Source organism: Geminicoccus roseus DSM 18922 (assembly GCF_000427665.1).
Classification (GTDB): Bacteria; Pseudomonadota; Alphaproteobacteria; order Geminicoccales; family Geminicoccaceae; genus Geminicoccus; species Geminicoccus roseus.
In genome coordinates this window covers 3054910-3079262 of the sequence record NZ_KE386572.1, presented here as the reverse complement: position 1 = coordinate 3079262, position 24353 = coordinate 3054910, and the positions used below count along the sequence as shown (strand labels likewise).

General features: G+C 68.5%; 29 protein-coding genes. 13 read left to right on the top strand and 16 right to left on the bottom strand.

Annotation, left to right across the window (positions count from 1 at the left end):
- The first annotated feature begins 326 nt into the window (after positions 1-326).
- Positions 327-587 carry an acylphosphatase gene (locus GEMRO_RS0115415; RefSeq protein WP_027134718.1) on the top strand — a complete coding sequence of 87 codons (261 nt, stop codon included), beginning with the start codon at positions 327-329 and terminating at the stop codon, positions 585-587.
- A gap of 215 nt (positions 588-802) precedes the next feature.
- On the opposite strand, the gene GEMRO_RS0115410 is transcribed toward GEMRO_RS0115415, so the two are convergent.
- On the bottom strand, positions 803-1552 hold the full coding sequence (locus GEMRO_RS0115410) for a class I SAM-dependent methyltransferase (RefSeq protein WP_027134717.1): 750 nt from the start codon (positions 1550-1552) through the stop codon (positions 803-805).
- Positions 1553-1556: 4 nt separating this feature from the next.
- On the bottom strand, positions 1557-2108 hold the full coding sequence (locus GEMRO_RS0115405; RefSeq protein ID WP_027134716.1) for a YbhB/YbcL family Raf kinase inhibitor-like protein: 552 nt from the start codon (positions 2106-2108) through the stop codon (positions 1557-1559).
- 93 nt (positions 2109-2201) lie between these two features.
- Between GEMRO_RS0115405 and GEMRO_RS0115400 the strand changes: the two genes are divergently transcribed.
- From GEMRO_RS0115400 to minE, 6 genes are all read left to right on the top strand, one after another.
- A complete protein-coding gene (locus GEMRO_RS0115400; RefSeq protein ID WP_027134715.1) occupies positions 2202-3113 on the top strand; it encodes a LysR substrate-binding domain-containing protein in 912 nt (303 codons plus the stop codon).
- Positions 3110-3526 (top strand): cupin domain-containing protein, encoded by a 417-nt coding sequence (locus GEMRO_RS0115395; protein ID WP_205624985.1) that lies wholly within the window; start codon positions 3110-3112, stop codon positions 3524-3526. The genes GEMRO_RS0115400 and GEMRO_RS0115395 overlap by 4 nt, the downstream gene beginning before the upstream one ends.
- Before the next feature lie 322 nt (positions 3527-3848).
- Entirely contained in the window at positions 3849-5183 is a 1335-nt protein-coding gene (gene trmFO / locus GEMRO_RS0115390; RefSeq protein WP_205624983.1) for a methylenetetrahydrofolate--tRNA-(uracil(54)-C(5))-methyltransferase (FADH(2)-oxidizing) TrmFO, read from the top strand.
- Positions 5184-5301: 118 nt separating this feature from the next.
- A complete protein-coding gene (minC, locus tag GEMRO_RS0115385) occupies positions 5302-6021 on the top strand; it encodes a septum site-determining protein MinC (protein WP_027134712.1) in 720 nt (239 codons plus the stop codon).
- 57 nt (positions 6022-6078) lie between these two features.
- The gene (gene minD / locus GEMRO_RS0115380) at positions 6079-6894 is read left to right on the top strand and encodes a septum site-determining protein MinD (protein ID WP_027134711.1); all 816 of its coding nucleotides are present in this window, start codon (positions 6079-6081) and stop codon (positions 6892-6894) included.
- Entirely contained in the window at positions 6891-7181 is a 291-nt protein-coding gene (gene minE, locus GEMRO_RS0115375; RefSeq protein ID WP_027134710.1) for a cell division topological specificity factor MinE, read from the top strand. Before minD ends, minE begins: the two co-directional genes overlap by 4 nt.
- Positions 7182-7250: 69 nt before the next feature.
- On the opposite strand, the gene argE is transcribed toward minE, so the two are convergent.
- On the bottom strand, positions 7251-8438 hold the full coding sequence (gene argE / locus GEMRO_RS0115370) for an acetylornithine deacetylase (protein WP_027134709.1): 1188 nt from the start codon (positions 8436-8438) through the stop codon (positions 7251-7253).
- Positions 8439-8525: 87 nt separating this feature from the next.
- On the opposite strand from argE, the gene GEMRO_RS0115365 reads away from it, so the two are divergent.
- The gene (locus GEMRO_RS0115365; RefSeq protein WP_240476697.1) at positions 8526-8984 is read left to right on the top strand and encodes a CreA family protein; all 459 of its coding nucleotides are present in this window, start codon (positions 8526-8528) and stop codon (positions 8982-8984) included.
- Here the strand turns inward: GEMRO_RS0115365 and GEMRO_RS29920 are convergent, their stop codons facing one another.
- Positions 8985-9794 carry a phytoene/squalene synthase family protein gene (locus tag GEMRO_RS29920; protein ID WP_051329110.1) on the bottom strand — a complete coding sequence of 270 codons (810 nt, stop codon included), beginning with the start codon at positions 9792-9794 and terminating at the stop codon, positions 8985-8987. It lies immediately after the preceding gene.
- Positions 9795-9958: 164 nt separating this feature from the next.
- Here GEMRO_RS29920 and GEMRO_RS0115355 point away from each other — a divergent pair, with 164 nt between their 5' ends.
- Positions 9959-10564, top strand: coding sequence for a superoxide dismutase (locus GEMRO_RS0115355; RefSeq protein WP_027134707.1), 606 nt, complete (start codon positions 9959-9961; stop codon positions 10562-10564).
- 21 nt (positions 10565-10585) lie between these two features.
- Here the strand turns inward: GEMRO_RS0115355 and GEMRO_RS0115350 are convergent, their stop codons facing one another.
- Genes GEMRO_RS0115350 through yajC form a run of 5 tightly spaced genes read right to left on the bottom strand, consistent with a single transcriptional unit; the run spans position 10586 to position 15190 of the window.
- Entirely contained in the window at positions 10586-11767 is a 1182-nt protein-coding gene (locus GEMRO_RS0115350; protein ID WP_035485401.1) for an aminotransferase class V-fold PLP-dependent enzyme, read from the bottom strand.
- Positions 11768-11773: 6 nt separating this feature from the next.
- A complete protein-coding gene (locus GEMRO_RS0115345) occupies positions 11774-12154 on the bottom strand; it encodes an Mth938-like domain-containing protein (protein WP_027134705.1) in 381 nt (126 codons plus the stop codon).
- A gap of 10 nt (positions 12155-12164) precedes the next feature.
- A complete protein-coding gene (gene secF / locus GEMRO_RS29915) occupies positions 12165-13112 on the bottom strand; it encodes a protein translocase subunit SecF (protein ID WP_035485398.1) in 948 nt (315 codons plus the stop codon).
- Between the two features lie 31 nt (positions 13113-13143).
- Positions 13144-14778, bottom strand: a complete 1635-nt coding sequence (secD, locus tag GEMRO_RS0115335; RefSeq protein WP_027134704.1) for a protein translocase subunit SecD — start codon at positions 14776-14778, stop codon at positions 13144-13146.
- A gap of 13 nt (positions 14779-14791) precedes the next feature.
- Positions 14792-15190 (bottom strand): preprotein translocase subunit YajC, encoded by a 399-nt coding sequence (gene yajC / locus GEMRO_RS0115330; protein ID WP_027134703.1) that lies wholly within the window; start codon positions 15188-15190, stop codon positions 14792-14794.
- A 128-nt stretch (positions 15191-15318) separates the two neighbouring features.
- Between yajC and GEMRO_RS0115325 the strand changes: the two genes are divergently transcribed.
- A complete protein-coding gene (locus GEMRO_RS0115325) occupies positions 15319-16170 on the top strand; it encodes an ATP-binding protein (protein ID WP_027134702.1) in 852 nt (283 codons plus the stop codon).
- Here GEMRO_RS0115325 and GEMRO_RS0115320 read toward each other — a convergent pair.
- Positions 16167-16733 (bottom strand): HD domain-containing protein, encoded by a 567-nt coding sequence (locus GEMRO_RS0115320; RefSeq protein ID WP_027134701.1) that lies wholly within the window; start codon positions 16731-16733, stop codon positions 16167-16169. The genes GEMRO_RS0115325 and GEMRO_RS0115320 overlap by 4 nt on opposite strands.
- Positions 16734-16864: 131 nt before the next feature.
- Positions 16865-17326 (bottom strand): redox-sensitive transcriptional activator SoxR, encoded by a 462-nt coding sequence (soxR, locus tag GEMRO_RS0115315; protein ID WP_027134700.1) that lies wholly within the window; start codon positions 17324-17326, stop codon positions 16865-16867.
- Between the two features lie 79 nt (positions 17327-17405).
- Between soxR and GEMRO_RS0115310 the strand changes: the two genes are divergently transcribed.
- From GEMRO_RS0115310 to GEMRO_RS0115300, 3 genes are read left to right on the top strand one after another with little or no spacing between them, the layout of a single operon-like run.
- Positions 17406-17984: an NADPH-dependent FMN reductase gene (locus GEMRO_RS0115310; RefSeq protein ID WP_027134699.1), complete on the top strand. Its 579-nt coding sequence runs from the start codon at positions 17406-17408 to the stop codon at positions 17982-17984.
- Positions 17981-18916, top strand: coding sequence for an ABC transporter ATP-binding protein (locus GEMRO_RS0115305; RefSeq protein WP_027134698.1), 936 nt, complete (start codon positions 17981-17983; stop codon positions 18914-18916). The genes GEMRO_RS0115310 and GEMRO_RS0115305 overlap by 4 nt, the downstream gene beginning before the upstream one ends.
- Entirely contained in the window at positions 18913-19674 is a 762-nt protein-coding gene (locus GEMRO_RS0115300; RefSeq protein WP_027134697.1) for an ABC transporter permease, read from the top strand. Before GEMRO_RS0115305 ends, GEMRO_RS0115300 begins: the two co-directional genes overlap by 4 nt.
- 39 nt (positions 19675-19713) lie before the next feature.
- Here GEMRO_RS0115300 and GEMRO_RS29910 read toward each other — a convergent pair whose 3' ends face one another.
- The 5 genes from GEMRO_RS29910 to tatB all read right to left on the bottom strand — a co-directional run bounded on the left by GEMRO_RS29910 (position 19714) and on the right by tatB (position 24252).
- Positions 19714-20655, bottom strand: coding sequence for a M23 family metallopeptidase (locus tag GEMRO_RS29910; RefSeq protein ID WP_051329109.1), 942 nt, complete (start codon positions 20653-20655; stop codon positions 19714-19716).
- A gap of 62 nt (positions 20656-20717) precedes the next feature.
- A complete protein-coding gene (gene surE, locus GEMRO_RS0115290) occupies positions 20718-21464 on the bottom strand; it encodes a 5'/3'-nucleotidase SurE (RefSeq protein WP_051329108.1) in 747 nt (248 codons plus the stop codon).
- A 22-nt stretch (positions 21465-21486) separates the two neighbouring features.
- A complete protein-coding gene (gene serS / locus GEMRO_RS0115285) occupies positions 21487-22758 on the bottom strand; it encodes a serine--tRNA ligase (protein ID WP_027134695.1) in 1272 nt (423 codons plus the stop codon).
- 147 nt (positions 22759-22905) lie between these two features.
- Positions 22906-23748, bottom strand: a complete 843-nt coding sequence (gene tatC / locus GEMRO_RS0115280; protein ID WP_027134694.1) for a twin-arginine translocase subunit TatC — start codon at positions 23746-23748, stop codon at positions 22906-22908.
- Positions 23749-24252, bottom strand: a complete 504-nt coding sequence (tatB, locus tag GEMRO_RS29905; protein WP_035485396.1) for a Sec-independent protein translocase protein TatB — start codon at positions 24250-24252, stop codon at positions 23749-23751.
- Positions 24253-24353: the final 101 nt, after the last annotated feature.

The following is a 24353-nucleotide window of genomic DNA, read 5'->3' as shown; positions in this document are numbered from 1 at the left end:
AGTACGGTCAAGAGCGAAAGGGATGCGCGCGTCGTCTGAGGCAGATCGCGTGACCCGTCTGATGCAACGGGCCCTGCTCCGACCGCCCCGACACGCCTGGAGAAGCGAGGCGCGACCGCCTTACCGCTGCAGAACGATGAGAGAGCCAAAGATGAACCGACTGTCACGAACAGGGCGTCTTCTCGCGTAGCGACACATTCCGCTTGTCCCTATACACGAACGCCACGTGATGCGCCACGGAGTTTTCGGTGTCCAGACCGCAAGATGATGCCGCCGATCCCCATGTCACCGCAGGAACAGAGCCTGTCGAGGTCACGGCTTCGCGCCTGCGGATCACCGGTCGCGTCCAGGGAGTTGGTTACCGGGACTGGCTGGTCCAGGCGGCGCAATTCCTGAAGCTGACCGGCTGGGTCCGCAACCGGCGGGACGGTTCGGTCGAGGCTCACGTCCAGGGCCCTGCAGCGGCGCTGGAGCGCCTGGCCGGGCAGTGCCGGCAGGGCCCGCCCCTGGCGAGGGTCGAAGGGGTGGAGATCACTCCGGCTGGTCTGGAGAATCTGTCGGGCTTTCAGCGGCATAGAACCGATTGAGGTAGTCGATCGACGTCAGCCGGATCCGGTGTCTGGGACATCTTCAGCGCCGGCCGGCTGACCTTGGTATCTGTCCTGATGGTCCAATAACGAGGCCGGTGCCCGAAGGGATGCAGACCGACAAGCCAGCCGGTGCCGACGATCTGCGAGTTCCTCCGGCAGTAATCGCATGGAAGCCTGGCCACCGGAATGGCTCCTGCGCCTTCCTCGGCGGCCTACCCCTTGAGCGCCACGAAGCGCAGCCGGACATAGTCCGCGCTCCAGTTCCCCTGCCCGTCGCGCAGGGCCGGCGCCAGCAGGGCCTCGACCCGGCGCAGGAAGGGCAGGGCCTGATCCTGCGACAGGTGCCGGAGATACGGCCCGGCGAAGGTGTGCAGCCAGCCGAGCATGCCGGTCGGCAGCGGGGTCGGCCGCGGGATCAGCTTCATCTGCTGCACCGTGAAGCCTACGCGTTGCAGGCGGCCCGCCTGCTCGGCCGGGCTCGGGAAGTACCAGGGATGGATCTGCCCAGGCTCCAGGCCGAACTCCGCCGCCGCCACATGCAGCGCCACGACCTCGGCCGCGACATTGCCATGCCCACCCATCTCGGCCACGAACCGGCCACCCGGACGGAGCGCGCGATGGACGGAGCCGAGCACCTCGTCCGGGCGGGTCATCCAGTGCAGGGCGGCGTTGCTGAACACCGCGTCGAACCGGTCTGCGTAGGGCAGCGCATGGCCGTCGGCCACCTCCGCCGGAATGCCGCGCGCCCGGGTCGCCGCCACCATGGCGGGCGATCCGTCCACCCCCAGCACCCGGGCGCCCATCGACTGCAGCCGCTCGGTCAGCACGCCGTCCCCGCATCCGAGGTCCAGGACCTCCTGGCCGGCGACCGGCCCCAGCAGGTCGAGGACCGCCCCCCCGAGCCGCGCGACGAAGCCGGCATGATGCTGGTAGAGTTCCGGATTCCAGGACTGACTGGTCATGAGGTCACCTGCCGAAGGACACGGTCGTGCGGGCGACCGCGAGCGTGTGCGCGTTGATGAAGAATCCGGCTACCGCTCCCGATACATCCAGGGGCGCGCCCAGGTCCGCCACGTCCAGGGCGTGCAGCGAGAGGAGGTAGCGGTGGGGCGCGGCGCCTGCTGGAGGGCAGACCCCGCCAAAGCCCCGGTTTCCATAATCGGTGCGCGCCATCACCGCCCCCTCGGGCAGCGAGGGCGCCGCAGGGTTGCCGGCATCCTCGGCCAATCCGCGTGCCTGCGGGGGCAGGCCCAGGACGATCCAGTGCCAGAAGCCGGAGCCGGTGGGGGCATCCAGGTCGTACATGGTCAGGGCCAGGCTGCGGGTGCCGGGCGGGGGTGCCGTCCATTCCAGGGCCGGCGAGTGGTTGGGGCCGGTGCAACCGAATCCGTCCAAGACCGCGGTTTCCGGCAGCTGTCCTTCCCCCGCCATGCCAACGCCGCGCAGCTCGAAGGCCTGCGCGGGAAGAACCCCCGCCACCAGCAGGGCAGCGGCAAAAAGGGAGCGTGACAGGGTCATTGGCCTGCTCCGAAACTGCTTGTCTGGAGCAGTTCTACAGGGGATCATGAGGCCTTACTGCTGAGATGACTTCATGATTCCCGGATCGCCCCGATGATTTCGCTGAAAGCCGTCCAGGCCTTCGCCGCGATCGTCCGGCACGGCAGCGTCGCCCAGGCGGCCACCGAGCTGGGGGTGACCGGCTCGGCCCTGTCGCACCTGCTGCGCGACCTGGAGGGGCGGCTGGGCGTGCCGCTGTTCGACCGGGTCGGCCGCGGACTCGTCCTCACCGAGGATGGCCGGCGCCTGGCGGATGCGGTGGTGCCGGCCTTTGCCCGGATCGACCAGGCCCTGGCGGATTTCAGCCGGCGGCGGATCGAGCTGCGGATCAGCACGCTGTCGACCTTCGCCAGCGCCTGGCTGATCCCGCGCCTCGTCCGCTTCCAGGCGCGTCATCCCGACATCGAGCTCCTGGTCGCCACCTCGACCCGCAACGTCGATTTCGAGCGCGAATCCTTCGACTGCGCGATCCGCTACGGCCAGGGCGACTGGGCCAATGTCGAGGTGAAGAAGCTCTACGACGACAGCCTCGTCCCGGTGGCCAGCCCCCAGCTCATCGCCGAGACCGGGCTGCACGTGCCGGCCGATCTCGGCAGGCTGCGCCTTCTGCATGCCCGGGCGCGGCGCGGGGACTGGGCGGCATGGCTGGAACAGGCCGGGGTCGCCGGCATCGACACCAGCCATGGTCCGGTGTTCGAGACCCGCGCCCAGGTCGTCCAGGCCGCGATCGGCCGGCTGGGCGCCATGGTGATCGACCCCTGGCTGGTCGCGGACGAGATCCGCCAGGGCCACCTCGTCATTCCGTTCGGGCCGGTCGTGCCGCTGCCGGCCGCCTACTGGCTGGTCTGGCCGCAGCGGCGAGGCCAGGCCCGGCCGCTCGCGGCCTTCCGCGACTGGCTGGAAGAGGAGATCGCCGCCGAGAAGGCCATCCTCGGCGGGCGTGATGGAACAGGAGCAGGCGCATGAGCGGATCCCCCCTCGCCACCTCAATGATCGCGGCGGCGCCGGACACGCTGGCCCCGGACGGATCGGAGATCCGCTTCCTGCCGCAGCTTCGGGGCGGCAGCATGGTGCATTGCCGGGTCCCGGTCGGGACGACCACCAAGGCGGTCCGGCACAAGACCGTCGAGGAGCTCTGGTACGTGCTGGACGGGGTCGGCGAGATCTGGCGCAGGATGGACGGCGAGGAGAAGATCGACCCGCTGGTCGCCGGCACGGCGGTGACCATTCCGCTGCACGTCCATTTCCAGTTCCGCAACACCGGGACCGTCCCACTCGACATCGTGATCGTCACGATGCCGCCCTGGCCCAGCATGGACGAGGCGGAGCCGGTGCCCGACCGCTGGACGCCGTCGCCGGGCGCGCCGGCCGCTACCTGACCGAGCTGGGGGAGACCGCGGCTCCGGCCCCGGGATCCCGCCCCCACCTGGAGTATGCGCAGCCCGTCGCCGACATCCGGCTCACGGTTCGCCCGGTACGAGCGATGGTTATCCGGCTGGCGGCCAGCTCAAAGGCCATCCTCCGGCAGGTCGGGCAGCGGCGGCTAGCGACCAGTGGTTCGGTCTCATCGCGCGAGACGGCTGCCGGCACGAATGCCTGCCAGGAGTCCGGGGTTGCTCCTTGACCCTGGTCCGGTCGCCGTCGTTTGCCCCCGGCGCCCGCAGGCGCTAAACGCTGCGGCGACTTTGCGAGGATGAGACGTTGCAGCCAGTGCAGGTGATCGGTGGTGGGCTCGCGGGCTCGGAGGCAGCCTTCCAGCTCGCCCGCCAGGGCGTGCCGGTGGTGCTCCATGAGATGCGTCCGGTCCAGGCGACCGCCGCGCACAAGAGCGACCGGCTGGCCGAGCTGGTCTGCTCCAATTCGTTCCGCTCCGACGATCCCATGGGCAACGCGGTCGGCCTCCTGCACGAGGAGATGCGCCGGCTGGGCTCCCTGGTGATGAGCGAGGGCGACCGCAACAAGCTGCCGGCCGGCGGCGCGCTGGCGGTCGACCGGGATGCCTTCGCCGCGGCGGTGACCGCGCGGGTCGAGGCCGAGCCGCTGATCGAGATCCGCCGCGAGGAGGTGACCGCCCTGCCCGGGCCGGAAGCCGGCCTGGTGATCGTCGCCACCGGGCCGCTGACCTCGACCGCCCTGGCCCTGGACATCCGCCGGCACACCGGAGAGGACCAGCTGGCGTTCTTCGACGCGATCGCCCCGATCGTGCACAAGGATTCCATCGACTTCGACATCGCCTGGTTCCAGTCGCGCTACGACAAGCCCGGGCCCGGCGGCACCGGCGCCGACTACATCAACTGCCCGCTGGACCAGGAGCAGTACGACGCATTCATCGATGCGCTGCTGGCCGCCGAGAAGGTCGACTTTCGCGACTGGGAGACCTCGACGCCCTATTTCGAGGGCTGCCTGCCGATCGAGGTGATGGCCGAGCGGGGCCGCAGGACCCTGTCGTTCGGGCCGATGAAGCCGGTGGGCCTGACCGACCCGCGCACCGGCCGGCGCCCGGCCGCGGTCGTCCAGCTTCGCCAGGACAACGCGCTGGGCACGCTGTTCAACATGGTCGGCTTCCAGACCAAGCTGCGCCATGGCGAGCAGGTCCGGGTGTTCCGGATGATCCCGGGCCTGCAGAAGGCCGAGTTCGCCCGGCTGGGCGGCCTGCACCGCAACACCTTCATCAACGGCCCGAAGCTGCTCGACCCGCAGCTCCGGCTGAAGGCGGCGCCGCATGTCCGCTTCGCCGGGCAGATCACCGGCTGCGAGGGCTATGTGGAAAGCGCCTCGATCGGCTGGCTGGCAGGCTTCTACGCCGGCGCGGAGATGCGTGGCGTGAGCCCCCCGCCCCTGCCCGCCGAAACCGCGCACGGGGCCCTGCTCGCCCACGTGACCGGCGGGGGTGTGGCCGAAACGTATCAGCCGATGAACGTCAATTTCGGCCTGTTCCCCCCGCTCGGGGAGAAGGTCCGCAAGGACGGCCGCAAGGCCGCCCTGGCGATGCGGGCCTTGGCCGCTTTGGATGCGTGGAACCCAACCGCTAGGTGAGGAACGCGCAGCGCTTGTGCCGCGTCGAAAAGCGGGTACGTTGCCGCTCATGCGCGGTAGGGCGGCTCGCCCCCGCCGCGATCCCGTCCCATGTCGCGAAATTCGAACCGATAGCCTGATGTCGTCGCGCACCCAGCCGTTCCAGATCCGCGGCAGCTTGCAGACGCTCCTGTCGTTGCGGCTCGTCGAGCCGCACGACCCGGAGTTCTTCGGCAAGTTCCTCGACAAGATCGCGCACAGCCCGGACTTCTTCCGGAACGCGCCGATCGTGCTCGACGCCTCGCCGGTGGCCAGCCTGGCTCCGATCGACTTCGTCGCCTTCGTGGCCAAGCTGCGCGAGCACCGGATCATCCCGGTGGGCCTGCAGAACGGCTCCGCGGAGTGGAACGAGGCGGCGGTGCAGGCCGGCCTGGCGATCCTGCCCGAAGGCCGCAACGCGGAACCGACCAAGCCCAAGGAAGCGGCGCCGGAAGCGGTGCTCCCCTCCGGCCCGGCCCACCGGGCCGCTTCCCCGGCGCTCCTGATCCGGGAGCCGGTGCGCGGCGGCCAGCAGATCTATGCGCCGGATGGCGACATCATCGTGGTGGGGCAGGTCGGCCACGGCGCCGAGCTGATCGCCGGCGGCCACATCCATGTCTACGGCTCGCTGCGCGGCCGGGCGTTCGCCGGAATCGACGGCGACGAGAATGCCATGATCTTCTGTGACCAGCTGGATGCGGAGCTGCTTTCGATTGCCGGCATCCACATGGTCAACGAAGAATTCGACGAGCGTCTTCTGAAAAAGCGCGCCAAGGTGGCGTGCGACGGCGAGAAGCTGGTCGTGGCTCCCCTGCCCTGACCTTCGACTTTCCGTTCGACTGCAACATTTTCGATCGTGCCTCCAGGGAGGGTCACCTTGTCCAAGGTCATCGTCGTCACCTCGGGCAAAGGCGGGGTCGGTAAGACCACGTCGGCCGCCGCGATCGCGACCGGTCTCGCCATGCGCGGCATGAAGACCGTCGTGATCGATTTCGACGTGGGCCTGCGCAATCTCGATCTGATCATGGGTTGCGAGCGCCGGGTCGTGTTCGACTTCATCAACGTCATCAACGATGGCGTGCGCCTCAACCAGGCCCTCATCAAGGACAAGCGGGTCGAGAATCTCAGCATCCTGCCGACCTCGCAGACCAAGGACAAGGAGGCCCTGAAGCAGGAGGGCGTCCAGAAGGTCCTGGACGAGCTCAAGGGCGAGTTCGACTACATCATCTGCGACAGCCCGGCCGGCATCGAGCGGGGCGCCATGATGGCGCTCTACTTCGCCGACGAGGCGATCATCGTCACCAACCCGGAAGTCAGCTCGGTCCGCGACAGCGACCGGATCCTGGGCATCCTGAACTCGAAGAGCCGGCGCGCCGAGCTCGGCCTGGACCCGGTCAAGCAGCACCTGCTGGTCACCCGCTACGACCCGGAGCGCGTGGTCAAGGGCGAGATGCTGAAGATGGACGACATCATCGAGATCCTGGCGATCCCGGTGCTGGGCGTCATCCCGCAGTGCCCGTCGGTGCTCTCCGCCAGCAATGTCGGCATGCCGGTGATCCTGGACGAGAAGTCCAAGGCTTCCGAGGCCTACAAGGATGCGGTATCGAGGCTGATGGGTGAGGAGGCGGAGCTGCGCTTCCTGCAGCCCGAGAAGAAGAGCTTCTTCGAGCGTCTGTTCAGGAGGTCGGCATGAATCTGCTCGACCGGATCTTCGGCCGGCCGCCGAAGAATACGGCTGTCGAGGCCAAGGACAGGCTGAAGATCCTGCTCGCCCACGAGCGGGTCAATACCGGCGCGCCGGATTTCCTGCCGATGATGAAGCAGGAAATCCTTGAGGTGATCCGGAAATACATCGCGATCGACAAGGACCAGGTGAAGGTCCACATGCAGCGTCAGCAGGGCGTTTCCGTGCTGGAGCTGGAAGTGGAGCTTCCCCAGGGCGGCCAGCCCCCCAAGACCGCGAGCCTGAGCCCGGCCTGAACCGGCCGGTCTCCGGATCCCCCGGGCACGGCCGGCGGGCCACCGCGGCCGCACCGTTCTCCTTGCACGTCAGTCCGCCAGGAGCGGCTCCTGGCGTGTGCTGGCGCTGGCCAGTCCCTCCAGGAAGCGCAGGCAGCGGTCGAGCTGGCCTTTGCTGACATATTCGTCGGGCTTGTGCGCGACGCTCATCTGGCCCGGGCCGCAGACCAGCGTGGGGATGCCGGCGCTGGCGATCACGCCGCCATCGGTGCCATAGGCGACCTTCCCGGCGGCGCCCGGCTCGGCCAGGTCCTCGACCATGCGCCGGAAGGGACTGCCGGGGGCCGGGGCCAGGCCGGGGTAGGAGATCAGCTCCGAGAAGGTGATGTCCGCTTCCGCCGCGATCGCCCGCATGCCCGGCAGCATCTGGCGCTCGGCATGCTCGATGACCCGGGCGAGCCATTGCTCCGGCCGCTCGCCCGGCACCGTGCGGAACTCGAACGCGAACTCGCAGCCCTCCGGAATGATGTTGAGCTGGCCGCCTCCCTCGATCCGGCCGACCGAGGCGGTGGTATGGTCCGGCTCGAACCCGTCCACGAACGGGCCGTTGCGCCGGAAGCCCTGGTGCATCCCCTGGATGTGCTGGATCAGTTCCGCGGCGGCGATCACTGCGTTGACGCCCTGGTGGGTCAGCGCCGAGTGGCCGGACCGGCCGGTGATCGTGCAGCGCCAGCCGCCCTTGCCCTTGTGGGCGTCGACGAGCCGCATCCCGGTGGGCTCCCCGACCACGCAGCCGGCCGGCAGGTGGTGCAGTTCGGCGCGGATCCGCTCCAGCAGCGCCGGCGCGCCCTTGCAGCCCAGTTCCTCGTCATAGGAGATGCCGACATGGATCGGCCAGTGCAGGGCCGCCGACTGCATCATGGGCACCGAAGCCAGGACGCAGGCGATGAAGCCCTTCATGTCGCAGGCTCCCCGCCCGACCAGCCGGTCCTCCCGGCAGGCCAGGGTGAACGGGTCGCTGGTCCAGGCCTGCCCTGCCACCGGCACCACGTCGGAATGAGCCGAGAGCAGCACGCCCGGTTCGTCCTGCCGGCCGATGGTGAACAGCAGGTCGGCCTTGGTTCCGGTCGGGTCGTAGCCGAGCGAGGCAGGGATCCCGATCTGGTCGAGGGCGTCGCGGACATGCTCGACCAGATCCAGGTTGGAGCCCCCGGCGATCGTGGGGAACCCCACCAGCCGCGCCAGCCACTCCTCGGCCGAAGGCCATCTGCCGGTCATGGAACTCCCCTCCCCGCGTGCTGTTCGTTCTCGGATATAGAGACCGTCCCACCCGCCTGTCATGTCGGAGCAGAAATGAGATCTTGGATGCCGGCTGCCCTGGCCCTCACGCTGCTGGGCACGCCAGCGCTTGCCGAGGAGGTCGGTTCCTTCAGCAACGACTGGACCGGCAACGGCGTCGTCATCGAGGCCTTCCCCGATCCCGAGGTGGAGGGCGTGACCTGCCACGTGGCGCATTTCTCGCGCAGCCTGATCGACCGGGTGACCAAGGGCAACTGGTTCGAGGACCCGTCCAACGCCTCGATCGCCTGCCGGCAGACCGGGCCGCTGGTGATCGGCGACATCGAGACCGACGAGGAAGGCGAGGAGATCTTCAGCGAGGGCAAGAGCCTCGTCTTCAAGTCGCTGGCTGTCCGGCGGATCTGGGACGATGCCAACAAGACCCTGGTCTACGTGGTCTACACCAAGCAGGTCACCGACGGGTCGGCCAAGATCGCGATCAGCACCGTGTCGACCTTCAACCAGGAAGTGCGCCGCAAGCCCTGATCACCATCCCAGGCCCTGAAGCAGGAGCAGGCGCAGGGCGAGATGGCGCGGCCGCCCGATGGAGGCCGCGGCGAACGGATCATATTCGGCGGCCCCAAGGGCGCGCAGCTGGTGCCGGGTGATCAGCAGGAGCGGGGTGGCCGCCTCGCCGCGCCTTGGCCGCAGTCCGCGCATTTCCGCTTCCGCCGCCTGGGCCACCTGCCGTGCCACCGCCCGCAGCCCTTCCCCCGTCTCGCCGGCCAGCACCGCGCTGCGGCTGACGCCATGGCTCTCCAGCAGGTCGGCCGGCAGCAGGCAGCGCCCGCCGGCGGCCAGATGGCCGGTCGCCCGCAGGATCCCGACCAGCCCGTAAGCGGTTCCGATCCGCCGCGCCCGTTCGGCCTCGCCGCCGGTAAGGGTGGCCACCCCCGCCTGCAGGGCGCCGGCAGTGGCCCGGACATGGGCCTTCAGCTCCTCCAGATCGGTGATTGGAGCCTCGTCGAGTTCGCGCTCGCGGGCATCGACCAGGCCTTCCAGCCGCTCGTCGGGCAGCCCCGCCGCCTGGATCAGCGGCAGGGCCTGGGCGACCGGCTGGCGCCTGGCACGGCCGGCACGGGCCTCCTCGATCGCCTCCCGCCACCATTGCAGGCGGATGAAGCCGGCCATGGGCTGGGTCACCTGCTCGGCGACCCGCCCCAGCTCCTGGTTGAACGCCAGGAGCGCCGCCACCGGCGGCCGGGCCGCGGGTGGAACCGGCACCAGGCACCAGAAGCGGTCCGGGTCGTCGCGATGGAGTTCGTGGGTCAGCGAGGGGTCGAGGCCTAGGTTCAAGATCGTCTCCGGACCGGCGGCCGGAGCGGCCGTCGCCCTGGAACTGACCTCAGAACTTGGAACCCGCAAGGGCCACGGCATCTTTCCACAGTGAGCGTCGCCCCTTATGTAGCGGGGGCTAGACGGGCGTGCTCAGCCACGCCTCCACGTCGAGGGAAATTCTGATGGCTTTTACCCTACCTGAGCTGCCCTACGCGCACGACGCCCTCGCTCCGTACATGGGCGAAGAGACGCTGCAGCTGCACCACGGCAAGCACCACCAGACCTACGTCACCAACCTCAACAACCTCGTCGCCGGCACCGACCTCGAGAACAAGTCGCTCGAGGAGATCGTGCTCGCCTCATCCAAGGACCCGGCCAAGGCCGGCATCTTCAACAACGCCGGCCAGCACTGGAACCACAACCTGTTCTGGCGGACCATGAAGAAGGGCGGCGGCGGCAAGCCGGGCGGCGAGCTGCTCAAGCGGATCGAGCACGACTTCGGCAGCTATGAGACCTTCACCGAGCAGTTCAAGCAGGCCGGCGTCACCCAGTTCGGCTCCGGCTGGGCGTGGCTGTCGCTGGCCGGCGACAAGCTGAAGGTGTCCAAGACGGCGAACGGCTCCAACCCGCTGGTCGACGGCGCCACCCCGCTGCTGGGCGTGGACGTGTGGGAGCACGCCTACTACCTCGACTACCGCAACCGTCGCCCGGACTACCTGTCGGCCTTCCTGAACCACCTGGTGGACTGGGAAGCCGTCGAGGCCGAACTGAACAAGGCCACCAGCTGACCCTGTTGATCCTGCCGGCGGTCAGGCCGCCGGCAGGTTCGTGCAGAGGTCCAGCAGCTGGTCGATCTCGTCCTCGCTGTTGTAGTAGTGCGGCGAGGCTCGCACGACCGGCGGCAGCGAGCGCGCTTCGGCATCGAGCCTGGTGCTGGCCGGGTCGGAGACGCCGATCGTGATCGACGCCCTGCCCGCGGCGGCCACCACCTCGGCCGCCGGCACACCATCGATCGTAAAGCTGACGATTGCGCTGGGCGACCTGCCCAGATCATGAACCCGGGCTGACCCCAGGCTGTGCAGGCCCGCCCGAAGCCGCCCCGCCAGATGCAGGCAACGCTCCCGGATCGGGCCCATCCCGATCTCCAGCGCATAGTCCACGGCAGCTCCCAGGCCAAGCCTGGCGGCGTAATTGTTCTCCCAGGTCTCGAAGCGCCGCGCGTCCTCGCGCAGCTGGTAGCGGTCCATGGCTACCCAGGGCGCCGCAAAGTGGTCGATCATCGGCGGCTCCAGCCGCCGCATCAGCTCCCGCCGAACATAAAGGAACCCGGTGCCGCGCGGACCGCGCAGGAACTTGCGTCCGGTGGCCGACAGCATGTCGCAGCCCAGCGCCTGGACGTCGACCTCCATCTGCCCGACCGCCTGGCAGGCATCGAGGAGGTAGGGGATGCCGTGGGCACGCGCGACTTGCCCGATCTCGGCGGCCGGATTGGTCAAGCCGCCATTGGTGGGCACCCAGGTGACGGCGATCAGCTTGACCCGGTGGTCGATCATCCGTTCCAGGGCGGCGACGTCCAGCATCCCTTCCCCGTCGCTCGGGACCACGTCGATGACCGCACCCGTCCGCCGCGCCACCTGCAGGAAGGCGACATAGTTGGCGGCATACTCGGCCTGCGCCGTCAGGATCCGGTCGCCCGGGCCGAACTGCAGCGCATAGAACGCCATCTGCCAGGCGACGGTCGCGTTCTCGGTCAGCGCGATCTCGTCGGCGGAGGCGTTCAGGAGGCGGGCAACCTTGAGATAGACGTCCTCCAGCTCCTGCGCACGCGCTGCCGCCGCCGCATAGCCCCCGATCTCGGCTTCCAGGTCCAGGTGGTTCTTCATGTCCCGCACCACCGGCGCCGGCATCAGGGCAGATCCGGCATTGTGCATGAACGCCCGGCGCTGCACCCCGGGGGTGTCGGCCCGGACCCGCTCCAGATCCAGCGCCATGGTCGCTCAGCTTCCGATCGTGATCAGCGCGGCGGCGACCTTGCGGTCCTCCACCAGCAGCACGTTGAAGGTCCGGCAGGCCGCCGGGGTTGCCATGCACTCGACCACGACGCCCCGGGCGCGCAGGCGCTGGCGCAGGCGCGGGTCGATCATGCGAAAGCCGCTGCCGCTTCCCAGCACCAGCACCTCGGGCGGCTGGGGAGCGCTCAGGAGCGGCTCCAGCGCCTCCTCCGTCACCTCGTCGAAGCGGGTGACCGGCCAGGCGATGGTCCGGTCGGGCAGCACCAGGACTGAGCCCTGGTGGCGCTCGCCGGCGATGGTGAAGCCGTCATCCCGGTAGGACTGGACGACCTGCCGGCCCTCCGGCAGCAGGGGCGTCACTTCCATGGTCGGCCTTTCAGCCCTTGGCGTGCACCGGCACCGATTTGGACGGCGCCGATCCCGTCGAGCGCAGGTTGAGGTAGTAGAGCACCGGCGAGGCGATGTAGATCGTCGAGTAGACGCCAACCACCACGCCCACGATCATGATCACCGTGAAGTCGCGGATGACGGGGCCGCCCAGCAGGAACAGCGAGATCAGCGCCAGCAGCGTGGTGAGCGCGGTCGCCAGGGTCCGCGCCATGGTCTCGTTGACCGAGCGGTCCAAGAGCTGCTCGATCGGCATCGCCTTGTAGCGCCGGAGGTTCTCGCGGATCCGGTCGTAGATCACCACGGTGTCGTTCAGCGAGTAGCCGACGATCATCAACAGGGCCGCGATCGAGGTCAGGTTGAACTCCATGCCGGTGATGGCATAGATCCCGATCCCCGCCGAGACGTCGTGGATCAGCGCCGCCAGGGCGCCGATGCCGTACTGCCACTCGAAGCGGAACCAGAGATAGGCCAGCACGCCCACCACCGAGATCAGCACCGCCCAGACGCCGTTCATCAGCAATTCGCCGCTGACCTTCGGCCCGACGAATTCCTGGCGCTTGTAGACGATGCCCTCGCCGAACTCGGCGTTCAGCGCATCCTTCACCTGCGCGATCCGGGCGCGCTGCTCGTCCTGGTCCTCCGAGGCCTCCAGGCGGATCAGGACGTCGCGGTTGCTGCCGGCGGTCTGCAGCTCGCTGGCGCCGAGCCCGAGTTGGTCGATGGTGCTGCGCATCCGGCCGAGATCGGCCGGCGCCGGCATCTCCACCTCGATGACGGTGCCGCCCTTGAAGTCGATGCCGAAGTTCAGCCCGTTGATCGCCACCAGCAAAATGGTGGCGACCAGGACCACCGCCGACCAGATGAAGAACGGCCAGCGGTAGCGGAAGAACGGGACGTTAAGGCCCTCGGGGACCAGGCGGAGACGGTAGGCCATCAACGGGCGCCCTTTGCGGAGGTCGGCGCGATCATAGCGGAATGACCTTGGGCCGGCGCCATTTATACCAGTAGGCGACGATCATGCGGGTGAAGGTCACCGCGGTGAACATGGTCGTCACGATGCCGATCGAGTGGGTCACCGCGAAGCCCTTCACCGGTCCGGTGCCGAAGATGAACAGGGCGATGCCGGCGATCAGCGAGGTCAGGTTGCTGTCCACGATCGTGCGCATCGCCTCGTTGAAGCCCACGTCGAGGGAGGCGATCGGCGAACGGCCGTTCTTCACCTCCTCGTGGATGCGCTCGTAGATCAGCACGTTGCTGTCCACGGCGGCGCCGATCACCAGCACGATGCCGGCGATGCCGGGCAGGGTCAGGGTGGCGCCCAGGAAGCTCATGATCGCCAGCACCAGGATCAGGTTCACCACCAGGGCCAGGTTGGCGATCAGCCCGAACACCGGCCCGTAATAGACCAGCATGAACGTGAACACGGCGATGCCCGCGACGATGCAGGCGAGCACGCCGGAGCGGATCGAATCCGCACCCAGTTCCGGCCCGACCGAGCGTTCCTCGATCACGTCGAGCGGCGCCGGCAGGGCGCCGGCGCGCAGCAGCACCGCCAGCTCGGTGGCGCTCTGGAAGGTGAAGTTGCCGCTGATGATCCCCGACCCGCCCAGGATCGGCTCGTTCACCCGCGGTGCGGAGATCACCTTGTTGTCGAGCACGATCGCGAGCAGCTGGCCGACATTCTGCTGGGTGGCCTGACCGAACTTGCGGCCGCCGGCGCTGTCGAAGCGGAAGCTCACCACTGCCTGGTTGTCCTGCAGGGTCGGCTGGGCATCGACCAGGCTCTCGCCGCCCACCACCACCTGGCGGCGGACCACGTACTGGATCGGCTGCCCGTCCGAGCCGAGTTCGTCGCTGCCGAGCAGCATGGTTCCGGGCGGCAGGCGGCCGGCGCGGGCCTCGCTCACCGGGGTGTCGAGGTCGAGGAAGTGGAAGGTCAGCTTGGCGGTCTGGCCGAGCAGGCGCTTGATCGATTCCGGGCTGCTCTCGCCCGGGACCTGCACGACGATCCGGTTCTCGCCCTGGCGCTGCACCGAGGCCTCGCGGGTGCCGAGCTCGTCGATGCGCCGGCGCACGATCTCCAGCGACTGGGTGATCGCGGCGGTGATGCGCGAGGAGCTGCCGGCCTCGCTCAGGGCCAGGGAGATCCGGCCGTCGGGCTGGCCCTGGATGTCGAGCTCCATGCCGCCGAGCGTGCCCGGCGCGAACATCGAGCCGCTCGTGCCGCTGCCGGCAGGCCCGTTCAGCGGCGCCAGCGCCTCCATGGCGGCGTCACGCTGCGAGGGATCGGTCAGGCGGAAGGTGACCGCGTCGCGGACCACGCCCAGCCCCTGGTAGCCGATGCCGGCGCCGCGCAGGGCGACGCGCACCTCGTTGGTCAGCTCCTCCATCCGTTCCTGGACCACCGCCTCGGAATCGACCTCGAGCAGCAGGTAGGCGCCGCCTTGGAGGTCGAGACCCAGGTTGATCTGGGACTTGGGCAGGAAGCCCGGCCACTGCTCCACCGTGTCACGGCTGAACAGGTTGGGGAACGCGAAGATCAGCCCTGCGAGGCAGACGAGCAGGACGAGCGTGACCTTCCAGGGCGACTGGTTCAGCACCGACCGGTCCGTCTCACTTCTTGCCGAGCAGCTTGCCGAACATGCCGCCACTGGCCGGCGCGGCCTTGTCCTGGTTGGCAGGCGGCGGCGGCGTGTCGACATACTTGTCGGTGATGGTCGACCGGGCGACCTCGACCCGCACGTTCGGCGCGATCTCGACGGTCATGATCGGCTTGCCCTCGTCGCTCTTGACGATGGTGCCGATGATCCCGCCCCCGGTGATCACCTTGTCGCCCCGCTTGAGCGACGCGATCATCTCGCGATGGTCCTTCATCTTCTTCTGCTGCGGACGGATCAGCAGGAAGTAGAAGACCACGAAGATCAGAACGAGCGGCAGCAGCGACACGATGTCGAAGGCGCCACCGGCGGCAGGCGCCCCGGCGGCTTGCGCCAGAGCTTCTTTAACGAACATCCACGCCTCGGAGCTACGGTCGGTTTTGAATCGCGGCGGACCATAGGTTCAACGCCGGCGGTTGGCAATCGACAGGGCCGCCCGCTATGCCGAACGCCCAACGTCTCACGCATGAATGATCCGCGATCATGGAAGCCGATCCGAACGTCCTGGCCCGCATCGCCGCCGCGCTGGAGCGGCTGGCCCCGCCTCCCCCGCCCACGCCCGACCTGTCCGCCCATGACGCGTTCGTCTGGGAAAACTCGACCCTGCGGCCGGTGCCCAGGGTGGCGCGGGTCGACCTGGAACTGCTGCAGGGCATCGACCGGGTACGCGACATCCTCCTGGACAACACCACCCGCTTCGCCAGGGGCATGCCTGCCAACAACGCCCTGCTCTGGGGTGCGCGCGGCATGGGCAAGAGCTCGCTGGTCAAGGCGATGCACGCGGCGATCAACCGGGACGACCCTGGCTGCCTGCTCCTGGTCGAGATCCATCGCGAGGAGATCGAGACCCTGCCCCGGCTCCTGGCGATCCTGCGCGACAGCGGCCGCCGGGCGCTGATCTTCTGCGACGACCTGTCGTTCGACCAGGGCGAGACCAGCTACAAGTCGCTGAAGGCGGTGCTGGAAGGGGGGCTGGAGGGGCGGCCCGACAACGTCCTGTTCTATGCGACCTCCAACCGCCGGCACCTGATGTCGCGGCAGATGATCGAGAACGAGCGACAGACTGCCCTGATCCCGAGCGAGGCGGTCGAGGAGAAGGTGTCGCTGTCCGACCGGTTCGGCCTGTGGCTGGGCTTCCATCCCTGCTCGCAGGACGTCTACCTGACCATGGTCCAGGGCTACGTGCAGCGCCTGGGCATCAGGATCGAGCCGGAGGAGCTGCGCCGCCAGGCGATCGAGTGGGCAACCACGCGCGGCTCGCGGTCCGGCCGCGTCGCCATGCAGTTCGTCCAGGACCTGGCCGGTCGTTCCGGCGTGTCGCTCGAAGGGCTCTAGCCGGGTTCGGACGCCAGGGCAGCCACCGTGCGCTGGAGTTCATCGGTGAGCGGGCCCGGCAACACTGTGCCGAAGCAGTGGGCAAGAGACCGGTAGTACCACAACGTCCCGTCGCGCCCGCCGGTGAAGCGGTCCCAGATCGCTTCCCCGACCTGCCGGCGATCGGCCAGGATCGCCCGGGCGTTGTGGGTCTTGTCCGCGAGCGAGACCAGCTGCGACGCTTCCGGCTTGGCCGCCAGCTTCTCCAGATAGGCCTGCTTGCGTGCCCGCCATGGCGGCTTGGGCTCGCACCAGGAATCGGTGCAGTCCGCGACGATTCCCGCCACGGCCGGGCCGAACCGCGCCTCGATCTCCGCCAGGGTCGCCGCACCCCCCTGGTCCTCGGCAGCGTCGTGCAGAAGGGCCGCGATCGCCTGGTCCTCGTCGCCGCCATGCTCGATCACCAGGGCCGCGACTGCCAGGAGATGAGCGACATAAGGAATACCCGTGCCCTTGCGGCGCTGGTTCCGGTGCAGGCGGCTGGCATAGACCAGGGCGTCGTCGAACCGGTCGGTCGGGATCATGCGGGCCTTCGCTGATGCTGGGTTCCTGATGGGATGTTCGCCGATCAGGGCCGCAACGGGGGCGCAATCTGCCGTCTGCAGGCGTAGCGGAGGGTGCGGTTGGGTTCATGTCCCGGCACGCCCAGGCAGCCTCAATCGGGGTCGATCAGGCGCGGGCCTGCCCCCTGCCCGCCCAGCTCGTCGCCCGGATTGCGCAAGGGACAGGAAGCGAGCGACAGGCAGCCGCAGCCGATGCAGCCGTCGAGCTGGTCGCGCAGCCGGACCAGCCGGTCGATCCGGGCATCCAGCTCCTCGCGCCAGGCCGCCGACAAAGCCCGCCAGTCCTCCACCCCGGGCGTGCGCCCTTCCGGAAGGGTCGCCAGCGCCGCCCCGATCGCGGCGAGCGGGATCCCGGTGCGCTGGGCGACCTTGATCACCGCCACGCGCCGCAGCACCTCGCGCGGATAGCGCCGCTGATTGCCGGCACTACGGTGGCTGCGGATCAGGCCCCTGCTTTCGTAGAAATGCAGCGTCGAGACCGCGACGCCGCTGCGCTCCGCCACCTCGCCCACGCTCAGCTCGCGCCGCAGACCCGGCCTGCTCCGCCCGCCCATCGCCATCATCCTTGACCTCAACCATTGTTGAGGTTTTACGGATCTGGCTCCCCGTCCACAAGCTGGAGGAGCAATCCCCATGAACGACGAGATCCGGCTGGCCGTGATCCTGGGCAGCACCCGCGAGGGCAGGCTCTGCGACAAGGTCGCGGCCTGGGCGCTGGCGGAGATCCGCCGCCGGTCCGGCCTTGCCGGCGAAACGATCGACCCGCTGGCCTTCGACCTGCCCACCCGGCACGGGCCCGACCGGCATCCAGGCCTCGTGGCGCTGCGCCAGCGCCTGCGACAGGCCGACGGCTTCGTGGTCATCACGCCGGAGTATAATCATGGCTATCCAGCCCCCCTGAAGTTCCTGATCGATTCGGTGTACGAGCCCTGGCAGGCGAAGCCGGTCGCGTTCGTGTCCTATGGCGGGATCAGCGGCGGGCTGCGCGCGGTCGAGCAGTTGCGTCAGGTATTCGCGGAGGTTCATGCCGTCACGATCCGCAACAGCGTGAGCTTCGCGAACGCATGGGAGCGCTTCGAGCCGGCGGGCGGGCTGCGCGACCCGGAGATTTCAGAAAAGCCGATGAACGCGATGCTGGCCCAGCTGCGCTGGTGGGCCGAGGCCCTGCGCGGGGCGCGTCGCCGACGTCCTTATGGAGAGGTGGTCGGATGATTCCGACGGATTCGATCATATCGGTGCGCGGCGTGGCCAAGACCTACGCCTCGGGCTTTCAGGCGCTGAAGAACATCGACCTGGAGATCCGCCGCGGCGAGATCTTCGCTCTGCTGGGACCGAACGGTGCCGGCAAGACCACGCTGATCAGCATCATCTGCGGGATCGTGAACGCTTCCGCCGGCACGGTCATGGCCGACGGCCACGACATCCGGACCGAGTTCCGCGCCGCCCGGGCCAAGGTCGGGCTGGTGCCGCAGGAACTGACCACCGACGCGTTCGAGAGCGTCTGGGCGACCATGAAGTTCAGCCGCGGCCTGTTCGGCAAGCCGCCGAACCCGGCGCATCTGGAAAAGGTGCTGCGCGACCTCTCCTTGTGGGAGAAGCGCGACAGCAAGATCCTGGCGCTGTCCGGCGGCATGAAGCGGCGGGTGATGATCGCCAAGGCGCTCTCCCACGAGCCGCAGATCCTGTTCCTGGACGAGCCCACCGCCGGCGTCGACGTCGAGCTACGCCGCGACATGTGGGCGATGGTCCGCGAACTGCGCCGCAGCGGCGTCACCATCATCCTGACCACCCACTATATCGAGGAGGCCGAGGAGATGGCCGACCGGATCGGGGTGATCGACAAGGGCGAGATCGTGCTGGTCGAGGACAAGCAGGCCCTGATGAACAAGCTCGGCCAGCGCCAGCTGACGCTTCTGCTGCAGCACCCGGTCGAGACCCTGCCCGGCGGGCTGGACGGCTACGACCTGGAGCTTTCCGACGACGGCAGCCAGATCGTCTACCGCTTCGACAGCCATGACGACCAGCGCAGCATCCCGCAGCTCCTGCGCCGGCTGGAAGCCAGCGGCATCGACTTCCGGGACCTGCAGACCAGCCAGAGCTCGCTGGAAGAGATCTTCGTCAGCCTGGTGGGGGGACGCCGATGAACCTGTACGCGATCCGGGCCATCTACCTGTTCGAGATGGCCCGCACCGGCCGAACGCTCCTGCAGAGCATCGCCGCGCCGGTGATCTCCACCTCGCTCTACTTCATCGTGTTCGGATCGGCGATCGGCTCGCGCATGGAGCAGATCGAGGGGGTCAGCTACGGCGCGTTCATCGTGCCGGGCCTGGTCATGCTCTCGATCCTGACCGAGAGCCTGTCGAACGCCTCCTTCGGCATCTACATGCCGCGCTACACCGGGACGATCTACGAGATCCTCTCGGCGCCGATCTCGGCGGTCGAGATCGTGATCGGCTATGTCGGCGCGGCCGCCACCAAGTCGATCATCCTCGGCAGCATCATCCTGCTCACCGCCCGGCTGTTCGTCGACTACTCGATCATGCACCCGGTCTGGATGGCGGCCTTCCTGGTCCTCACCGCGGTGACGTTCAGTCTGTTCGGCTTCATCATCGGCATCTGGGCGAACGGCTTCGAAAAGCTGCAGATCGTCCCGGTCATGATCGTGACGCCGCTGGCCTTCCTGGGCGGCAGCTTCTACTCGATCTCCATGCTGCCGCCGCTCTGGCAGAACATCACCCTGTTCAACCCGGTGGTCTATCTGGTCAGCGGCTTTCGCTGGAGCTTCTACGGGATCGCCGATGTCGATGTCGGGATCAGCCTCGGCATGACGCTGATGTTCATGCTGCTGTGCCTGGGAGCGATCGCCGTGATCTTCCGGACCGGCTACCGGATCAAGACCTGAGCCAGGAACCGGACGGGGGCTTTCCTGGAGGTGCCGCCGTCAGCGGCTGGCGACCTCCAGGTCCTTGTCGCGGATCAGGTGCTTGCTCGGGTTGAGCGCGCGCTTGCCCGAGCGCAGCTCGAAATGGAGCTGCGGCGTCTCGACATAGCCGGTCTGGCCGACCCGGCCGATCACCTGGCCGCGGGCCACGTCGTCGCCGACTGCGGTCAGGATGGTTTCCAGATGGGCATAGCCGGTGGTGAAGCCGTCGGCATGGCGGATCAGCACCATCTTGCCCCAGCCGACGATCTCGTCGCTGGCATAGGAGACGACGCCGTTCTCGGCGGCCAGGACCGGGGTGCCCGGGGCCGCGGCGATGTTGATGCCGTCGTTCTCGCTGCCGTCGATCTTCTTGCCGAACCCGCTGACCACCGAGCCCGAGGCCGGCCAGAGGAAGCCGTCCCCCGACAAGGGCGGCGGGGTCTTGGCCGAGGCCCGGGCCTGGGCGCCCGGATCCGGCACCGCCTGCACCGGCGCCGCCGCAGGCTCAGGCGCGGGGGCCGGCACCGGCGCCTCGCGCACCGACGGCAACGGCGCCAGGGTCGCCACCTGGATGTCGCTGGGCGCTGGCTGGGGCGCCATGGGCGACGGCTGCGCCGGCGCCTCTCGCTCGACCGGACGCGGCGCCTGCGCCGGCACGGCCCTGGGCGCGCTCTCGCCGCGCTTGGGCGGGATGCGCACGTTGCTGCCGAGCTTCACGATGTAGGGCTTGCTCAGGTTGTTCGCGACCACGAACGACTGCAGCGAAACTCCGTATCGATCGGCGATGCCCGAGGCGGTGTCGCCCCGGACGACCTTGTGCAGCCTGGCCGGCCCGGTATAGGCGGCCCGCTTGGCGGTCACCCAGCTCTGCCCCACGCCCTGCTCGACCGGGCGCAGTTCCGAGCAGCCGGCCAGACCGGCGGCAATGACCAGCAGGGGCAGGGCGACGCGACGTACCATGGCGTTTCGATACGTCACGCCAACGACACGGTACAAGCTGGGGATGAACTGGACAGGAGGATTTAACTTTCCACGACAGAACGCAGCGCCGCCATGCTGCCGGGATGCGTCATGTCCAGGTGGACGGGGGTCACCGAGATGAAGCCGTTGTTGGTGGCCTCCAGGTCGGTGCCCTCGCCCGCCTCCTGCTCGGCATGGGTCTCGCCGATCCAGTAATAGGTCTCGCCGCGCGGATCGATGCGCTCGATGATCGCGTCGCCGATCTTGCGGGTGCCCTGCCCGGCCACCTTGATCCCGGCGATCTCCTGGACCGGCAGGTCCGGGAAGTTGACGTTGATCAGCACCTCCTTGGGCCAGCCGGCCTGGAGGAGCTTGTTGATCAGCGAGGGCGCAAAATGCTCGGCCACCTCCCAGCGCACCTCCCGGTCCCGGCCGCTCAGCGCCGAGAAGGCGATCGCCTTCACCTTGCACAGAGTCGCTTCCATGGCCGCCGCGACCGTGCCCGAATAGGTGATGTCGTCGGCCAGGTTGCTGCCATGGTTGATCCCGGACAGCACCAGGTCGACCGGCTTGTCCTCGATCAGCCTCTGCAGGCCCAGCATCACGCAGTCGGTGGGGGTGCCATCGACCGCGAATGCCTTCTCGCCGAGCCGGCGGGCGCGCAGCGGCCGGCGGATGGTCAGGCCGTGGCCGACCCCGGACTGGTTGCTCTCCGGGGCCACCACCCAGACATCGTCGGAAATCTGCTGGGCGATCTTCGTGAGGATGCCGATGCCGGCGGCCGCATAGCCGTCGTCGTTGGTGACCATGATACGCAAGGGAGCAGATCCTTCAGGCGACGGGCAGGAGGCGGTCCTGGCCGAAATAGGGGCGCAGCGCCGCCGGCAGGGTTACCGAACCGTCGGCCTCCTGACCATTCTCCAGAATGGCGACGAGCGTGCGACCAACCGCCAGCCCGCTGCCGTTCAGCGTATGCACGAAGCGCGGCTTCTCGCCGGGTGCCGGCCGGTAGCGCGCGTTCATGCGCCGGGCCTGGAAGTCCTGGCAGTTCGAGCAGGAGCTGATCTCGCGATAAAGCCCCTGCCCCGGCAGCCAGACCTCGATGTCGTAGGTCTTGGTGGCCCCGAACCCGGTATCGCCCGAACACAGCAGCATGACCCGGTAGGGCAGCCCCAGACGCTTGAGCACCTCCTCGGCGCAGGCGGTCATGCGCAGATGCTCGGCCTCCGACTGCTCCGGCGTGGTCACCGACACCAGTTCGACCTTGTTGAACTGGTGCTGGCGGATCATGCCCTTGGTATCGCGTCCGGCCGAACCGGCCTCGGAGCGGAAGCAGGGGGTGTGCGCGGTCATCCGCAGCGGCAGGTCGCGCCCGTCCAGGATCTCGCCGGCCACCGTGTTGGTCAGCGGCACTTCGGCGGTCGGGATCAGCGCATAGCCGGTGGTGGTGTGGAACAGGTCCTCGGCGAATTTCGGCAGCTGGTTGGTGCCGAACAGCGCCTTGTCGTTCACGAGCAAGGGCGGAGCCATCTCCGCATAGCTGTGCTCGACGGTCTGCAGGTCGAGCATGAACGCGGCGATCGCCCGCTCCAGCCTGGCCATCTGCCCGCGCAGCAGCACGAAGCGGGCGCCGGAGATCTTCGCCGCCGTGGCGAAATCCATGCCCAGCCGGGCGCCGACCTCGTCGTGCGGCACCGGGGTGAAGTCGAACGTCCTGGGCGTGCCCACCCGGCGCAGCTCGACATTGGCGCTCTCGTCCGGCCCCTCGGGCACGTCCGCCTGCAGGATGTTCGGGTAGCTGCCGAGGCTGGCGTCCAGTTCCGCCTGGACCACGGCCAGGCGCTCCTCCCCGGCCCGGACCTTGTCCTTCAGCTCCGCAAGCTCGGCCTGCAGCTGGTCGAACGGCTGGCCCTTGGCCTTGGCCTGGCCGAACTCGCGGGACAGGCGGTTGCGGCTGGACTGGAACTCCTGGAGCTCCGTCTCGATCCGGCGCCGCTCGGCGTCCAGCGCCAGGAGGCCCGACGCCGCCGGCGCCGCGCCACGCTTGCGCAGACTGTCGTCGAACGCGTCCGCGTTGTCCCGCAACCACTTCAGGTCGAACAAGGTTTCCCGCCCCCGTCAGATGCTAAGTGGGTCTCTTATGCATCAGCGGCGGCGCAGGGAAGACCGGATCGCGCAGGGCGCCCCCCGAAGGACCGCCGGTTGTTTCCGGCAGGTGTCCTCCGGGGCACGCGGAGCAGGCTCCGCGCGTCAGCCCGTGGTGGTGGGCGTGTCGTCGTCGCTGTCGCGAGCAGCAGCCGCAGCCTCGGCTTCCTCGGCCGCCTCGGTGGCGCGCCGCTTCTTCTCGACCATCTTCACCGCGATGATCGACAGCTCGTAGAGCAGCAGGATCGGCACGGCGAGGCTGATCTGGCTGATCACGTCCGGCGGGGTCACGATCGCCGCCAGCACGAACACGCCGACGATCGCGTAGCGCCGGTTCCGGATCAGCCCGGCCGAGCCGATGATGCCGACCCGGCCCAGCAGGGTCAGCGCCACCGGGAGCTGGAAAGACAGCCCGAACGCGAACACCATTTTCATGACCAGGTCGAGATATTCCCCGACCCGGGCTTCCAGCTCGATCGGCATGGTGCCGTCGGCGCCGCTGGTCTCGAAGCTCAGGAAGAAATGGAAGGCCAGCGGGAACACGAGATAGTAGCAGAGCGCCGCGCCCAGGAAGAACAGGACCGGCGTGGCCAGCAGGAACGGCAGGAATGCCTGCTTCTCCTGCTTGTAGAGCCCGGGCGCGATGAACATCCAGATCTGGGTGGCGATGATCGGGAAGCCCAGCATCATCCCGCCCCACATCGCCACCTTCAGGTAGGTGAAGAAGGCTTCGGTGAGGCCGGTATAGATCATCCGCCGGCCGGTCTGGTTGCCGTAGGCGATCTGCAGCGGCTCGACCAGGAACTGGTAGATCTGCTCGGAGAACGCGTAGCAGATCAGGAAACCGATGAACAACGCGCCGAGCGACCACATCAGCCGATTGCGCAGCTCGAGCAGATGGTCGAGCAGCGGCATCTCTCGGTCGTCGATATCCTTGATCAGCGCCATTCAGGCTTTCTCGGCGGGTGCGGGCGTGGGCTTCGGGGCAGACTCGGCCGGGGACGGCCCCGTCGTTGCGGACGGCGCGGCAGCGGCCTGGCTTGCGACCGGAGCAGGTGCCGGTCCCTCGGCGGCCGGAACGGCGGGTGCCGCGGCCGTCTCCGCAGCTGCCGGGGCGGGCGCCGCGGCGGGCTTGGCCGGGGCCGGCTCCAGGGACTTGGCGATCTCCCGGTGGTCCAGGGACTTGCCCAGCGTGCCGTCCGGATCGATCGTCTTGGTGATATGGTCGCGGACGCCGGCCGGGCTGATCTTCTGGACGCTGTCCTTCAGGTCCTGCAGGTCCGCCTCGCGGGCCATGTCGTCGATGTGGCGCTGGAACTCGCGCGCCATCGAGCGGCCCTTGGCGACCCATTGGCCGAGGGTACGGGCTAGGCGCGGCAGGTCCTTGGGACCGACCACCACCAGAACCACCACCATAATGATGGCCATTTCGGACCAGGCCAGATCGAACACGATGAGGTCACGCCTGCCGTCTTCGGGCGACCGCTAATCCGGTCACCCCTCGATGCACGCACCGATAGACGAAGCGCGGGGAGCGGTCCAGCGGCGTCACG